This window comes from Candidatus Tenderia electrophaga, assembly GCA_001447805.1.
Lineage (GTDB): Bacteria > Pseudomonadota > Gammaproteobacteria > Tenderiales > Tenderiaceae > Tenderia > Tenderia electrophaga.
The window spans coordinates 1386514-1400894 of the sequence record CP013099.1; the positions used below are offsets into that span (position 1 = coordinate 1386514).

Consider the following 14381-nt stretch of genomic DNA (forward strand, 5'->3'; position numbering starts at 1 on the left):
TTCAACAGCCTGTCAATCTCGGTAAGCGCCATGACTTCGCTTTTGCGGTGTTGCCTTCCACACAGGCGTACTTAATTTTATAGGCGCCAGAAAAACCCAGCCGCTTCAGCTTGATAGCGTTTCACAATAAAAGCCAAGCCGGTTAAGCTAGCCGCATGACCTTGTCTCTATTTCTTATCGTCTTTGCTGGCAGCGCCCTCACCGCCTGGGTGTCGCGCTTTGGGCGCCTATATTCGGCCTGGGCCGCGGGGGCGGTGACCAGTCTGGCGTTGCTGCAACTCGTGTGGCAACTGCCTGCGGTCTTCGCCGGCGAGACCCTCATCGAACGCTGGACCTGGATCCCCAGTGCAGGCTTGGACCTGGTGTTCCGCATCGATGGTCTGGGTCTGCTATTTGCCTTATTGATCTTGTGTATTGGTCTGCTGGTAATTTTTTATGCACGCTACTATCTGTCGGCGCGGGACTGCATGGGACGGTTTTACAGTTATCTGCTCCTGTTTATGGGCGCCATGCTGGGCATTGCATTGTCGGAAAACATCATCCAGTTGCTGGTATTTTGGGAGCTGACCAGCCTTACCTCCTTCCTGCTCATCAGTTACTGGCAGTTCCGTGCCGACGCCCGCCAGGGGGCACGCATGGCGCTAGCCATTACCGGCGCTGGCGGGCTGGCCCTGCTGGGCGGCTTTATCATGCTGGGCGAGATTACCGGCAGCTATGAGTTGTCGGTGATACTGGCCTCGGGGGATATCATCCGCGCCCATCCGCTCTATTTATCCATGCTGGTCCTGGTGCTGCTGGGGGCCTTTACCAAGTCGGCGCAATTCCCCTTTCACTTCTGGTTACCCAATGCCATGGCCGCGCCAACGCCGGTGTCTGCCTATTTACATTCGGCCACCATGGTCAAGGCCGGCCTGTTTCTGCTGGCGCGGTTGTTCCCGGCCCTGTCAGGCACCCCGGAATGGTCATGGCTAGTCGGTGGCGTGGGCCTGGCGACGTTTCTGGTGGGTGCCTTTTTTGCCCTGTTTCAGCACGACCTCAAGGGGCTGCTGGCCTACTCCACCATCAGTCACCTTGGCCTGATTGCGGTGCTGTTTGGTATCGGCACGCCACTGGCGGCCGTAGCGGGGGTGTTTCACATCATCAACCATGCGATTTTCAAGGCCTCACTGTTCATGGCCGCCGGGATTATCGACCACGAGAGTGGCAGCCGGGACATGCGCAAGCTCAATGGCCTGTGGAAATGCATGCCCCACACCGCGCTGCTGGCCATGGTGGCCGCCGCCGCTATGGCCGGGGTGCCGCTGCTCAACGGCTTCTTGTCCAAGGAAATGTTCTTTGCCGAGGCCGTGAGCGCCGGCACGCACTTTAAACTCGGCTGGATCCTGCCGGCCTTGATCACCCTGGGCGGTATTTTTGCGGTGGCCTATTCGTTTCGTTTCATTCACGATGTGTTCTTCAACGGCGACCCCATCGACCTGCCCAAGATTCCGCACGAGCCACCGCGTTGGATGAAAGTGCCGGTGGAGATGTTGGTGGCGCTGTGTCTGCTGGTGGGCATTCTGCCGGGGCTGACCGTGGAGCCCATATTGCGCATCGCCGCCGCCGGTCTGTTACAGGCCCCGTTACCGGAGTTTGACCTGGCCATCTGGCACGGCTTTAGTGCCGCATTGCTCATGAGTGTGGTGGCCATAGTCGGTGGCGGCATGCTCTATGCCGTACGTAAGCCTCTGTTTGCCCTGCAGGAAAAAAGCGCTGGCCTCCAGGGCAAGGTGCTTTTCGATGCGCTGATCGCGGGCTTGCTGGCCTCGGCGCGCGGCGTCACCCGCCTACTGGATACCGGTAGCCTACAGCGCCTGGTGCTGTTGTTCTTTTGCGCGGTTCTGGTGCTGGGCGTGGCAGGTTACTGGAGCAGTGGCAGCCCGCTCAGCGGCGAACGTGAATTGTTGCCCCTGGACGGCATTAGTCTTATCGCCGTGGTCGGTCTGTTCCTTACAGCCATTGCCACAGTGGTGATGCATCGGCAACGCTTTATCGCACTGGTATTGATTGGCGCCGTCGGCCTGGTGGTCGCGCTGATTTTCGTCAAGTTCTCCGCCCCCGACCTTGCCCTGACCCAACTGTCGGTCGAGATTGTCACCATTGTCCTGCTATTGCTGGCCCTCTATTTTCTACCACAACAACCCGCGCCTGAGTCCGGCCGGACCCGGGTCGTACGCGATGGCGTGGTCGCCACGCTGGTCGGTGGATGTGCCGCCCTGCTGAGCTGGTCGGTGCTCACCCGGCCCTACCAGAGTATTGCCGATTTCTTCCTCGCCAATGCGAAACCTGGCGGTGGCGGCAATAATGTGGTCAATGTCATTCTGGTGGATTTTCGCGGCTACGATACCCTGGGTGAGATTGCCGTGCTGGCGCTGGCCGCGCTGGGTATCTTCGCCATGCTGGAACGACTGCGCCTGCCAGGGCTACAACATGACGGCAAACGCCCCTGGAACTGGGATCTGCATCCGCCGGTCATGGCCTCGCTCACCCGCCTGTTGCTACCCCTGGCCTTACTGGTATCGATATTCATTTTGCTGCGCGGCCATAACCTGCCGGGTGGCGGTTTCATTGCCGGCCTGATTACCGCGATAGCATTGATTATGCAGTACCTGGCCAACGGTGCGGTCTGGACCCAGTCACGTCTGCCGGACAACATGCACCCCACCATTGCCGTGGGCCTGCTCATCGCCACCCTGACCGGGCTGGGCAGCTGGCTGGTGGGACATCCCTTTTTGACCTCCACCTTCACCTACCTGACCTGGCCGCTGGTAGGCAAATTCGAAGTAGCCTCTGCCATGGTCTTCGACCTCGGGGTTTATCTGGTCGTGGTCGGTGCGACGCTGCTGATCCTGATTCACCTCGGCCTGCTGCACGACAGCAGCCACGCCCCGGCAAAAACTGAGGCATCCCACTGATGGAGGCCTTGCTTTCCCTGGTCATTGGCGTGCTTACGGCCTGCGGGGTCTATCTGGCACTGCGCGCCAGGACCTTTCCCGTTGTCCTCGGGCTCACCTTGCTGTCCTACGCCGTAAACCTGTTTCTGTTCAGTATGGGCCGTCTGACCATTGGCCAGCCCCCCATTATTGACGCGGCGGCCGCCGGCTACGCCGATCCTTTACCCCAGGCCCTGGTGCTCACCGCTATTGTGATCAGCTTTGCCATGACGGCCTTTATCATTGTGCTGGCACTCAAGGCCCGCGCCGAGCTGGGGAACGACCACGTCGATGGCAAAGAGGACGACGCATGAATCATCTGGTTTTCGCGCCGGTACTCTTGCCATTGCTCGCCGCTATTCTGCTACTGCTATTGCGCCCGCTTGATCTCGGCCTGCGCCGCTTGTTGAGCCTGTTCGCCGTCGTGGCACAGATCGGCCTGGCTGCGGCGCTACTGCCGGATGTCCATAGTGGCGAAATCCTCACCTACGCCCTCGGTGACTGGGCGCCCCCCTTCGGCATTGTCCTGGTAGCCGACCGACTGGCGGTGTGGATGCTGCTGATTACCGCACTGCTAGCGTTGTTTGCCCTGTTGCATGCCGTGCGTGGCAGTGACAGCAGTGGCCGCCATTTTCATGTCCTGTTCCAGTTACAATTGTTTGGTCTCAACGGCGCCTTTCTCACCGGCGACCTGTTCAACCTGTTTGTCTTTTTCGAAATCCTGCTGCTGGCCTCATACGGGCTGTTGTTGCATGGCGGCGGCCGCCGGCGCACCCGCGCCGGTCTACACTTTGTGGTCATCAACCTCGCCGGTTCAACCCTGTTCCTGTTCGCCGCCGGAACCCTCTATGGAGTGCTCGGCACGCTCAACATGGCCGACCTGGCGCGTCAGGTGGCGACGCTGCCGCCGGAAAATCTCGGCCCGGTCAAGGCCGCCGCTCTGCTGCTGTTCGGGGTGTTTGCCTTAAAAAGCGCCCTACTGCCGCTGCACCTGTGGCTACCGGCGGCCTATGCCAATACCAGTGCCCCGGTGGCGGCCCTGTTCGCCATCATGACCAAAGTCGGGGCCTACAGTATCCTGCGCATCGATACACTGATTTTCGGCGGCAGCGCCGGCCCCCTGGCGGGCATGCTCGGCGGCTGGTTATTACCCCTGGCCCTGCTGACCCTGGTCGTCGGCATGCTCGGCGTGCTTGCGGCGACTGCCCTGCGACAGCAGATCGCCTACCTGGTGGTAGCCTCGGTGGGCTCACTACTCACCGCCTTCGCCCTCGGCTCCACGGCCGGTATCGCCGCAGGACTCTACTATTTACCCCATGCCACCTTCGCCGCGGCGGCCTTCTTTTTACTCGCCGACACGCTGGCCTGCCGCCGCGGCAAATACGATGATCGCTTTGTCCCTGAGGTCGCCCTGGCCGATCGGAAAATCCTCGGTAGCCTGTTCTTTGTGGTGGCGGTACTCATGGCGGGCCTGCCGCCGCTGTCGGGATTTATTGGTAAGTGGCTCACCTTGCAGGCCGCCATCCAGCACCCGCACATGCCCTGGATCATGGGCGTGATTCTCGTCACCAGTCTGCTCGCCATTATTGCCCTGGCACGCGCCGGCAATGTGTTGTTCTATCGCGCCGAAACGGCGGTGATGCGTAGCGACCCCGGTGCTACGCACCATCCCGAGGGTAGTCAGAGAGGGGGCCGGGGATTGGCGCTCGAATTGTTACCCACCGTGGCTCTGCTACTGCTTTGCGGGGCCCTGGTGGTCGGGGCCGGCCCCGTCGATGAATATACCCGCGCCACCTCCATGCAGTTGTTACAACCCGATGCCTATGTACACGCCGTGCTGGGTTCGCCGACGACAACTCATCTGGGCGCCATGCCGGTCTTGACGCAGGAAGACATTCTCGGGGGCAGGCCATGATCAGACGACTGCTCCCGCACCCCCTGCTGATTCTGATCCTGACGATGGTCTGGGCACTGCTGGCCAATAGCTTTTCCTTCGGCAATCTTGTTCTCGGTTTACTGCTGGGCTGGACCATTCCCCTGTTCACTGCGAACTTCTGGCCCGAGCGCGTGAATATCCGCCACCCGCTGACACTGCTGCGCTTTATTGCCACGGTGTTGATGGACATTATCCTTGCCAACTTTATTGTCGCCGGTCTGATCCTGCGGGGCCCGAAGCGACTCAAGCCTGCCTTTATGCGCCTGCCCCTGGATCTGCAATCGGATCTCGCCATCAGTCTACTTTCCAACACCATCTGCCTGACACCGGGCACGGTCTCAGCGGAACTTTCCGCCGATCGCCGCTACCTGCTGGTACACGCGCTCAATACCGATGACGCCGATGCCCTGCTGCGGACCATCAAGCAACGCTATGAAGCACCGCTGAAGGAGGTTTTTGAATCATGATCCATACCGCCTTAATCATCGCCTTCACTCTGGTGGGCATTGCCGTGATCTTCGCCTTCTGGCGGCTGTTGCGCGGCCCCAGCGCCCCGGATCGCATCCTCGCGCTGGACACGCTGTATGTGAACACCATTGCACTGCTGGTGTTATTCGGCATTTATCTTGGCAACAACATTTACTTCGAAGCCGCCTTGTTGATCGCGCTCATGGGTTTTGTCGGCACCGTGGCACTCTGCAAATACCTGTTGCGCGGCGATATCATCGAATAAAGGAAATATTTATGGAGATTCTGTTTTCACTGCTCATCATTGCCGGTGCGGCCTTCACCTTCATCGGCTCGCTCGGTCTGGTACGCCTCAAGGACTTCTACACCCGCCTGCACGGCCCCACCAAAGCAACAACGCTGGGCGTTGGCTGTATCCTGATCGCCTCGGCGGTGTATTTCAGCCATCACGACGATGGCATTAGCCTGCACGAAATTCTGGTGACCCTGTTCCTGTTTATCACCGCACCGGTAAGCGCCCATCTGCTGGGCAAGGCGGCGTTGCACCTGCAGATCGATACACAGGCTCGTCACCAGGACAAAGACAGGCCGCGCTAGCTCAAGAAGTGGTGGCACTGCCGACCAGAAAACGGCGAACCACTTAAAGTGGGTCAGAGCCCCTTAGACTCTTGGCGCGGAAACCAGTGCTGTGTGCGGTTGGCGAAAGCCACCAGCGACAGCATTACCGGCACTTCCACCAGCACGCCCACCACGGTCACCAGGGCCGCGCCCGAGTTGAGCCCGAACAGGCCGATAGCCACGGCCACCGCCAGTTCGAAAAAGTTTGAGGTGCCGATCAGGGCGCAGGGGGCGGCGATGTTGTAGGGCACGCGCCAGGCGCGCGCCGCGGCATAGGCGATGGCGAAGATGCCGTAGGATTGGAACAGCAGCGGCACCGCGATCAGGGCGATGAGCAGCGGTTGTTCGACGATGACATGGCCCTGAAAGCCGAACAACAGCACTACGGTGGCCAGCAGGCCGAGCACCGACAGGGGTTTGACCCGGTGGGTGAAGCGGGCCACCGCCTGTTCAGCTGCTGCCGCCGAGGCGGCCCGGGCGCTGAGCAGCATGCGCGTGGCAATACCGGCGGCCAGCGGGATCACCACGTACAGCAACACCGACAGCAGCAAGGTGTCCCAGGGTACCTCGATATCGGTGACGCCGAGCAGCAGGGCGACGATGGGGGCGAAGGCGAACACCATGATGACGTCGTTGAGCGATACCTGCACCAGGGTGTAATTGGGGTCGCCGCGGGTGAGTTGGGACCAGACGAATACCATGGCGGTGCAGGGGGCGGCGCCCAGCAGGATCAGGCCGGCGATGTACTGGTCGGCGTTGGCCGGATCGATCAGGTCGGCGAACAGGTATTCAAAGAACAGCACCCCCAGGGCCGCCATGCTGAAGGGTTTGAGCAGCCAGTTGACCGCCAGGGTGATGATCAGCCCTTTGGGTCGGGTGTGGACGCGTTTGAGGCTGGTGAAATCCACCGACACCATCATGGGGTAGACCATGCACCAGATCAGGACGGCGACGACGAAATTGACCGAGCCGTATTCGAATCTGGCCAATCGCTGAAACAGGCCCGGAAACAGGTTGGCCAGGGCGATGCCGGCAAAAATGCACAACGCCACCCAGAGTGACAGATAACGCTCGAAAAAGCCGATGGCCTGCGGTTTGCTCATGATGACGGTTCTTCCATGTGGGGCAGGGCGGTGAACTCGTCGAAGGCGGCGATCTCGGCGTCGCAGACACCGGTGCTGCAGCACAGGGCGGGGTCACAGATAGGGATGGTTTTCATTTTAATGCTCCATCGATTATTGAAATAATGCTTACGGCAAAAGGCGGCCGATGCGATCCAGCTCGGCCTTGAGGCGTTCGCGGTCCTGCTCAAGCGCGTCCAGCGGCAGGGCCAGAAAGGCCTCGATGCGGGCGCGCAGGATGCGGTAGGCGGTCATGAAGGCGGCATGGATCTCGGCGTCGCTGCCGCTGGCGTGGGCCGGGTCATCGACGCCCCAGTGGCTGCGCAGCACCGGGCCCAGGTAGGCCGGGCAGGTCTCGCCGGCGGCGCTGGCGCAGACGGTGATGACGATGTCGGGTGTGACCGGCAGGTCGTCCCAGGATTTGCTGTGGTAGCCCGCGGTGGCGATACCCTCGCGCTGCAACAGGGCCAGGGAACGCGGATGGACCTGGCCGGTGGGCCGGCTGCCGGCGCTGACGGCGCGCCAGCCGGCGGGCGCCAGGTGGTTGAAGGTGGCTTCGCCGAGGATGGAGCGGCACGAGTTGCCGGTGCAGAGAAACAGGACATTCATGATTTTGATCGCGTCGGGATTGGGGACTCGGGAGATGACACGGGCGGCGCGCAGGGCGACAACGTGCCCGGATCCAGGCATTGTTCCGGCTGGCCGGCGCAGCACTCCTCGGTCAGGTAGGCGATCAGGTCCAGCATCTGGGGCAGGTTGGCGCGGTAACGCTGATAGCGCCCCTCCTGCGTCACCGTCAGCATGCCGGCCTGGGTCAGCGCCTTGAGGTGGAATGACAGGTTGGTGGGCGGCACATCCAGGGTGCTGGCGATCTCACCCGCCACCATGCCCGCGTTGCACTGTCTGACCAGCAGGCGATAGATGTCCAGCCGTACGCCGGAGGCGAGCGATTCAAACAGGGTGATTGCCGTGATCTTGTCCATATTTTGATTCTACAACTATTATTGAAATAATGGCAAGGGTGGCGGAACGGGGATATTCAATAAAGCAAGTTTGGAGGTCTGAAGGGCGGAATTCCGCCCGCCAGGCTGTTGCGGCTAATGACGGCTTTTCATAGAGAAGACGCCGGACAATTCCATGTCGATGGCAAACACGTAGTCGAGGGATCCATAGGGTCGGATCAATAGGATCAATAGAGTCAGAGTCATTGATTGCTAGTCCCGGCGGGATTAACTTCGTATGCTGATCTCAACAAGGAAGATCAAATGGCCCGGTTACCACGACTCTATTTACCCGGCTGTGCCCAGCATATCATCCAACGGGGCAATAACCGGGACGCCTGCTTCTATGGCGAAGCGGATTACCAGGCCTATCTGGCATTCCTCAAAGACGCCGCAGCCAAATACCAGGTTGATATTCATGCCTTTGTATTAATGACCAACCATGTACATTTGCTGGCGACCCCGGCTGATGAACAGGGAATTGGCCGTCTGATGCAGGCACAAGGCCGCAAGTATGTTCAATATTTTAATCACACCTATGGCCGCACAGGAACGCTGTGGGAAGGGCGCTATAAATCGACCCTGGTTGATGCTAACGCCTACCTGCTTACCGTGTATCGCTATATCGAACTGAATCCGGTGCGGGCGGGAATGGTCACACACGCCTCTGAATACCCCTGGTCCAGTTACTCATCCAATGCGATGGGTAAAGCAATCCAACTGTTAACACCCCACCCTCAGTATGCTCAACTGGGCAAGACGGCGAAGGAACGGCAACAAGCTTACCGGTCGTTATTCCGGGGTAGGATGTCGGAGCGAGACCTGATGGCGATCCGTGAATCGACGAATAAAGCCTGGGCGCTCGGAAATGATCGATTCAAGGCTCAAATTGAAGCCAAGACGGGGCGACGGGCTATCCCACTCGGTCGGGGAGGGGATAGGAAATCGGAGAAGTACCGGAGGACTAAATATCAATGACTCTGATCCCATTGAACTATCTGCTAACACATACTGGAGCGGAGGCTAAATGAGAAAGTTTACAGGTTTACTATTGGCATTGTTCATACATGCGTTATTCCTTCAAACAGCATTAGCACAGGAAGAAAAAACAGCTTTGGTGCCTTTGCCTTCGATCGACGACTTCACGAGGGGTAATGATGGCTGGAGCTTTGGGCTGGGCCTGGGTGTTGAATACGAATCTGCCTACGAAGGATCGGATGAGTTTGGCTTCGAAGTCCAGCCTGCTGGTGCAGTACAATGGCGTAGAGGTGATGATATTTTCTTCTGGGCCGGTGAGGCGCTGGGGTGGCGTGGTCTTCGTTCTGACACGTGGCTATTAGAGGCCATCGTCGGCTTCGAAGAGGGCCGCGAAGAAAGTGATTCCGATGACGGTCGGTTGGATGGACTCGGCGATACAGATGAGGGTTTTGAACTCGCGCTGCAGGCGCGTCGTGCTTTCGATGCTGATTGGCGTTATTGGTTAGATGGTCGAATTGTAACCGGTGAAAACGGAAGTCTTGGTATTTTTGGGGTGGGTCGTCGCTTCGGCGAGCGGAAAGACGGCTCCGGTTCTGAATTTTCTATCGTTGCGGTTTTTCATGATAGCGATCTTGCCAATACAGAGTTTGGCGTAGACCCAATGCAGGCAGCTGCATCTGGACTGAATGAGACCAACCTAAGCGGAGGATTCCGCGCGATTGGAGCCCATTACAATTATCGTAATTATATCAACGATAATTGGCAGATTTTCGGCGAGGTGCTCTATGAACGATATAGCAGCGACATTGCGGACAGCCCAATAGCACGCAACAACTATGAAGCCGAAGTAGGCGTCGGAGTCATTTACGTATTCTAGACCGCCTAACGTGAATTAGTTTCGACTTGATCTGATAGTCACTTCCGCAAAATCGGTATCTGTCAGATCAGGTCGCGACTACTACAACTAAAAATCAATGACTCTGACCCGAATGGCACTTACTTAAGCCCAAGCACTTGATTATCAAATAGAAAGACCGGCACCATGGTAGGGTGTAAATCGCCAAACCCACAACCTACCAAAAGGAACCGGTCTCGATGAAGCTTAGCCATACTGCCAAAAAACATCAACATACTCGAGTTGAGGCATACCGTGGAAACAGCAACAGCTATCGTTTCTTCAATCTTCTCACCAGCGACACGCTGCTGGACAAAGTGGAAGCGCTCTTGCCCGAGCACCGGGAACGCCTCTATCCACCTACGGAAACCTTATCCATGTTCCTGGCCCAAGCCATGAGCGCCGATCGTTCCTGTCAGAGCATTGTTAACCAGGCAGCAGTCCAGCGACTCGCCGGCGGGTTTAGCGCCCGAAGCACATACACGGGTGGCTATTGTCGTGCCAGGCAACGATTGCCTTTGACGATGGTCGCAGAACTGACCCAACATCTGGGCGACCAGCTTGACGAACGAGCGCCTGATGAATGGCAATGGCAGGGTCGACACATCAGGATTATCGACGGCACCACCGTCACGATGCCCGACACGGCTGCCAACCAAGCCGTATTCCCACAACAACGCGGTCAACAGCCTGGTTTAGGGTTTCCCATTTGTCGCATCGTCGGCATCACCAGTCTGGCCAGCGGTGCGCTATTGAATGCAGCGATCGGCCGTTTCAACGGCAAGGGGGGTGACGAACAAACCCTGTTGCGCGCCATACAGAACACCTTGCAGCCCGGTGATATCGCGCTCGGCGATGCCTTCTTTGCCACCTATTTCTTTATTGCCGCCATGCAGGCCGACGGGATCGATATTCTAATGGAGCAGAACGGTTCCAGAAAGCGCGTGACAGATTTTCGTCTCGGTCAAAGGCTGGGAGAACGCGATCATCTGATCGTGATCGACAAGCCCAAGCGACGACCGGAGTGGATGAGTGAAGAGGACTATAACGCGGCGCCAGAAAGACTCACGGTCAGGGAATTCCAGGCCGGCGGCAAAACAATGATCACGACTTTGGACGATCACAACAACTACCCGAAAGAGAAGCTAAAAGCCCTGTACAAAATGCGCTGGCATATCGAACTGGACCTGCGCAACATCAAAGACACTATGGGCATGAATGTGCTCAGTTGCAAAACGCCCGAGATGGCGATCAAGGAAATATGGATCCATCTACTTGCCTATAACCTGATCCGCCTCATGATGGCGCAATCCGCCTTGCTGGCGGATATCAGCCCAAGACGTATAAGTTTCAAGCACTGCTTGCAGATATGGCTGATCTATCTACAAAACGCGCAGTATTTGGATGATGAATATATCGGTTATTTATTCCGCATGATGGTGCAGAAAAAGGTGGGGAATCGTCCTGGCCGAATCGAACCGAGAGCGGTGAAGCGAAGACCAAAAGCCTATCCCTTATTGACGAGAACACGGCATGAAGCAAGAGCGGAAGTGATGAAAAATGGTCACCCTAAGAAGCTTAAGTAAGTGCCATTCGACTCTGACCCACTGCTGTCCCATAAACTTTTACACCAAGCATAGCTGCCGTATTTCCAGAGCATTTTGTTTTGGCGGATCACCACGAAGTAATGCCATCAGGTCTCTTCGTAGAAACAAATTCAGATGCAATAATCGCAACATACTTTGTAAGGACCATCCTAGCTTGGCACTGAATTTCAAATAGGCCAGTATCAAATAGGTACAGAGCGCGATCCATATCTGCGTCATAATGGCATTCTTGCTATTGCCCACGAAGGCCTTGATCTTTAGATTTTGTTTGATCCATTTGAAGAATAATTCTACTTGCCACCGTTCTTTATAAATCTCTGCGATGGTCTGTGCACTTAAAGCGAAATTATTTGTCAGGAACTCATAGGCTTTTCCGCTCTCAGGATCTCGATAGCCAATTCGTCGTAGCTTTGGCATGCCGATCTTTTTTGGCTTAACACCTGTTAAAACGATTGTTTGATCCGATGTCAGTCCTTTGGATTTATCGACGGCTCTTCGCTCTTCAATCTTCCATATGGCATTCTTCCTGATCCGGGTAACAAAGAAAATACCCTTGTTATTAAGGGCCTTAAACCATTCATAGTCCGTATATCCTTTGTCAAAGACGACGATGCTGCCTTTGCTATAGTGGAGTGTTCTCCCTATTTCTATATCGGATGCTTTACCTTCGGTAATAGCTGCGAAATTCGGGATGTATCCATCATGATCTAAACTCAGGTGGAGTTTCATTGCTGATTTTCCCAAGGCATAGTGGGCCCAGGGAAATATTTTTAGTGATAAGTCAATCAAGGAGGCGTCTAATGAATAGAGCTTGTTCTTGAAACGGAACCGGTGGCCGGACGTCAGCTTCTGACAGTTGGCATAAAGCTTTGCAAACAAGGCCTCATATAACTTAGCAGGTTGCTTTTCATTTAATCTGGCCAGGCTTGAGCGTGCAATGGGTTTGGCTCCTAAGTGATAAAGACGACTGGATTGTGCGCTCATATTGCTCTCAATATCCCTTAGGCTATGGCGGCCTGCCAATTGCCCCAGAGACAACGCGACAAACTGGGACCAGCGGCTTGTTTTCCGCAACTGTCTACCTTCATGATGCGTTTTTGAGAGGCTTTCAAATTCATGTCTCGGTACGAATTTTAGCAATTGTGCGAAAATAGTATTATGATGTGCCATGGCTTAAATCTCTCTGTTATTACAGTGTTTGGTCGCACTTTCATTGTAACAACTTGTTGGGATTTAAGCCTTTTTTATTCCATGTTTATGGGACAGCAGTGGGTCAGAGTCGAATGGCACTTACTTAAGCTTCTTAGGGTGACCATTTTTCATCACTTCCGCTCTTGCTTCATGCCGTGTTCTCGTCAATAAGGGATAGGCTTTCGGTCTTCGCTTCACCGCTCTCGGTTCGATTCGGCCGGGACGATTCCCCACCTTTTTCTGCACCATCATGCGGAATAAATAACCGATATATTCATCATCCAAATACTGCGCGTTTTGTAGATAGATCAGCCATATCTGCAAGCAGTGCTTGAAACTTATACGTCTTGGGCTGATATCCGCCAGCAAGGCGGATTGTGCCATCATGAGGCGGATCAGGTTATAGGCAAGTAGATGGATCCATATTTCCTTGATCGCCATCTCGGGCGTTTTGCAACTGAGCACATTCATGCCCATAGTGTCTTTGATGTTGCGCAGGTCCAGCTCGATATGCCAGCGCATTTTGTACAGGGCTTTTAGCTTCTCTTTCGGGTAGTTGTTGTGATCGTCCAAAGTCGTGATCATTGTTTTGCCGCCGGCCTGGAATTCCCTGACCGTGAGTCTTTCTGGCGCCGTGTTATAGTCCTCTTCACTCATCCACTCCGGTCGTCGCTTGGGCTTGTCGATCACGATCAGATGATCGCGTTCTCCCAGCCTTTGACCGAGACGAAAATCTGTCACGCGCTTTCTGGAACCGTTCTGCTCCATTAGAATATCGATCCCGTCGGCCTGCATGGCGGCAATAAAGAAATAGGTGGCAAAGAAGGCATCGCCGAGCGCGATATCACCGGGCTGCAAGGTGTTCTGTATGGCGCGCAACAGGGTTTGTTCGTCACCCCCCTTGCCGTTGAAACGGCCGATCGCTGCATTCAATAGCGCACCGCTGGCCAGACTGGTGATGCCGACGATGCGACAAATGGGAAACCCTAAACCAGGCTGTTGACCGCGTTGTTGTGGGAATACGGCTTGGTTGGCAGCCGTGTCGGGCATCGTGACGGTGGTGCCGTCGATAATCCTGATGTGTCGACCCTGCCATTGCCATTCATCAGGCGCTCGTTCGTCAAGCTGGTCGCCCAGATGTTGGGTCAGTTCTGCGACCATCGTCAAAGGCAACCGTTGCCTGGCACGACAATAGCCACCCGTGTATGTGCTTCGGGCGCTAAACCCGCCGGCGAGTCGCTGGACTGCTGCCTGGTTAACAATGCTCTGACAGGAACGATCGGCGCTCATGGCTTGGGCCAGGAACATGGATAAGGTTTCCGTAGGTGGATAGAGGCGTTCCCGGTGCTCGGGCAAGAGCGCTTCCACTTTGTCCAGCAGCGTGTCGCTGGTGAGAAGATTGAAGAAACGATAGCTGTTGCTGTTTCCACGGTATGCCTCAACTCGAGTATGTTGATGTTTTTTGGCAGTATGGCTAAGCTTCATCGAGACCGGTTCCTTTTGGTAGGTTGTGGGTTTGGCGATTTACACCCTACCATGGTGCCGGTCTTTCTATTTGATAATCAAGTGCTTGGGCTTAAGTAAGTGCCATTCG

General features: G+C 56.2%; 14 protein-coding genes. 9 read left to right on the plus strand and 5 right to left on the minus strand.

The genetic code is table 11. The features are described 5' to 3' along the window. The first annotated feature begins 155 nt into the window (after positions 1-155). From Tel_06450 to Tel_06475, 6 genes are read left to right on the plus strand one after another with little or no spacing between them, the layout of a single operon-like run. Entirely contained in the window at positions 156-2954 is a 2799-nt protein-coding gene (locus tag Tel_06450) for a cation:proton antiporter (protein ID ALP52822.1), read from the plus strand. Continuing rightward, positions 2954-3286 carry a hypothetical protein gene (locus Tel_06455; GenBank protein ALP52823.1) on the plus strand — a complete coding sequence of 111 codons (333 nt, stop codon included), beginning with the start codon at positions 2954-2956 and terminating at the stop codon, positions 3284-3286. The genes Tel_06450 and Tel_06455 overlap by 1 nt, the downstream gene beginning before the upstream one ends. Next, the gene (locus Tel_06460; GenBank protein ID ALP52824.1) at positions 3283-4887 is read left to right on the plus strand and encodes a cation:proton antiporter; all 1605 of its coding nucleotides are present in this window, start codon (positions 3283-3285) and stop codon (positions 4885-4887) included. Before Tel_06455 ends, Tel_06460 begins: the two co-directional genes overlap by 4 nt. Continuing rightward, complete coding sequence (locus Tel_06465; GenBank protein ID ALP52825.1) at positions 4884-5375, plus strand: cation:proton antiporter; 492 nt, start codon at positions 4884-4886, stop codon at positions 5373-5375. Before Tel_06460 ends, Tel_06465 begins: the two co-directional genes overlap by 4 nt. Continuing rightward, on the plus strand, positions 5372-5641 hold the full coding sequence (locus Tel_06470) for a cation:proton antiporter (protein ID ALP52826.1): 270 nt from the start codon (positions 5372-5374) through the stop codon (positions 5639-5641). The genes Tel_06465 and Tel_06470 overlap by 4 nt, the downstream gene beginning before the upstream one ends. An 11-nt stretch (positions 5642-5652) precedes the next feature. Then, positions 5653-5973 (plus strand): cation:proton antiporter, encoded by a 321-nt coding sequence (locus Tel_06475; protein ALP52827.1) that lies wholly within the window; start codon positions 5653-5655, stop codon positions 5971-5973. A 53-nt stretch (positions 5974-6026) separates the two neighbouring features. Here Tel_06475 and Tel_06480 read toward each other — a convergent pair whose 3' ends face one another. The 3 genes from Tel_06480 to Tel_06490 all read right to left on the minus strand — a co-directional run bounded on the left by Tel_06480 (position 6027) and on the right by Tel_06490 (position 8098). After that, on the minus strand, positions 6027-7097 hold the full coding sequence (locus Tel_06480) for an arsenic transporter (protein ALP52828.1): 1071 nt from the start codon (positions 7095-7097) through the stop codon (positions 6027-6029). Positions 7098-7244: 147 nt separating this feature from the next. Continuing rightward, positions 7245-7724, minus strand: a complete 480-nt coding sequence (locus tag Tel_06485) for an ArsC family transcriptional regulator (protein ALP52829.1) — start codon at positions 7722-7724, stop codon at positions 7245-7247. Continuing rightward, positions 7721-8098 (minus strand): ArsR family transcriptional regulator, encoded by a 378-nt coding sequence (locus Tel_06490; protein ALP52830.1) that lies wholly within the window; start codon positions 8096-8098, stop codon positions 7721-7723. Before Tel_06490 ends, Tel_06485 begins: the two co-directional genes overlap by 4 nt. Positions 8099-8380: 282 nt before the next feature. Here Tel_06490 and Tel_06495 point away from each other — a divergent pair, with 282 nt between their 5' ends. From Tel_06495 to Tel_06505, 3 genes are all read left to right on the plus strand, one after another. Beyond that, positions 8381-9094, plus strand: a complete 714-nt coding sequence (locus Tel_06495) for a transposase (GenBank protein ALP52831.1) — start codon at positions 8381-8383, stop codon at positions 9092-9094. 49 nt (positions 9095-9143) lie between these two features. Further along, the gene (locus Tel_06500; protein ALP52832.1) at positions 9144-9971 is read left to right on the plus strand and encodes a structural protein MipA; all 828 of its coding nucleotides are present in this window, start codon (positions 9144-9146) and stop codon (positions 9969-9971) included. Positions 9972-10189: 218 nt separating this feature from the next. Next, positions 10190-11575 carry a transposase gene (locus tag Tel_06505; GenBank protein ALP52833.1) on the plus strand — a complete coding sequence of 462 codons (1386 nt, stop codon included), beginning with the start codon at positions 10190-10192 and terminating at the stop codon, positions 11573-11575. A 39-nt stretch (positions 11576-11614) separates the two neighbouring features. Here the strand turns inward: Tel_06505 and Tel_06510 are convergent, their stop codons facing one another. Further along, a complete protein-coding gene (locus Tel_06510) occupies positions 11615-12766 on the minus strand; it encodes a transposase (GenBank protein ID ALP52834.1) in 1152 nt (383 codons plus the stop codon). Positions 12767-12886: 120 nt separating this feature from the next. Further along, positions 12887-14272 (minus strand): transposase, encoded by a 1386-nt coding sequence (locus Tel_06515; protein ID ALP52835.1) that lies wholly within the window; start codon positions 14270-14272, stop codon positions 12887-12889. Positions 14273-14381 lie beyond the last annotated feature (109 nt).

What these genes read in the sequence shown, in the direction of transcription:
- Tel_06450 (ALP52822.1), top strand. Translation starts at nt 156, where the DNA reads ATGACCTTGTCTCTATTTCTTATCGTCTTTGCTGGCAGCGCCCTCACC.
- Tel_06455 (ALP52823.1), top strand. Translation starts at nt 2,954, where the DNA reads ATGGAGGCCTTGCTTTCCCTGGTCATTGGCGTGCTTACGGCCTGCGGG.
- Tel_06460 (ALP52824.1), top strand. Translation starts at nt 3,283, where the DNA reads ATGAATCATCTGGTTTTCGCGCCGGTACTCTTGCCATTGCTCGCCGCT.
- Tel_06465 (ALP52825.1), top strand. Translation starts at nt 4,884, where the DNA reads ATGATCAGACGACTGCTCCCGCACCCCCTGCTGATTCTGATCCTGACG.
- Tel_06470 (ALP52826.1), top strand. Translation starts at nt 5,372, where the DNA reads ATGATCCATACCGCCTTAATCATCGCCTTCACTCTGGTGGGCATTGCC.
- Tel_06475 (ALP52827.1), top strand. Translation starts at nt 5,653, where the DNA reads ATGGAGATTCTGTTTTCACTGCTCATCATTGCCGGTGCGGCCTTCACC.
- Tel_06480 (ALP52828.1), bottom strand. Translation starts at nt 7,097, where the DNA reads ATGAGCAAACCGCAGGCCATCGGCTTTTTCGAGCGTTATCTGTCACTC.
- Tel_06485 (ALP52829.1), bottom strand. Translation starts at nt 7,724, where the DNA reads ATGAATGTCCTGTTTCTCTGCACCGGCAACTCGTGCCGCTCCATCCTC.
- Tel_06490 (ALP52830.1), bottom strand. Translation starts at nt 8,098, where the DNA reads ATGGACAAGATCACGGCAATCACCCTGTTTGAATCGCTCGCCTCCGGC.
- Tel_06495 (ALP52831.1), top strand. Translation starts at nt 8,381, where the DNA reads ATGGCCCGGTTACCACGACTCTATTTACCCGGCTGTGCCCAGCATATC.
- Tel_06500 (ALP52832.1), top strand. Translation starts at nt 9,144, where the DNA reads ATGAGAAAGTTTACAGGTTTACTATTGGCATTGTTCATACATGCGTTA.
- Tel_06505 (ALP52833.1), top strand. Translation starts at nt 10,190, where the DNA reads ATGAAGCTTAGCCATACTGCCAAAAAACATCAACATACTCGAGTTGAG.
- Tel_06510 (ALP52834.1), bottom strand. Translation starts at nt 12,766, where the DNA reads ATGGCACATCATAATACTATTTTCGCACAATTGCTAAAATTCGTACCG.
- Tel_06515 (ALP52835.1), bottom strand. Translation starts at nt 14,272, where the DNA reads ATGAAGCTTAGCCATACTGCCAAAAAACATCAACATACTCGAGTTGAG.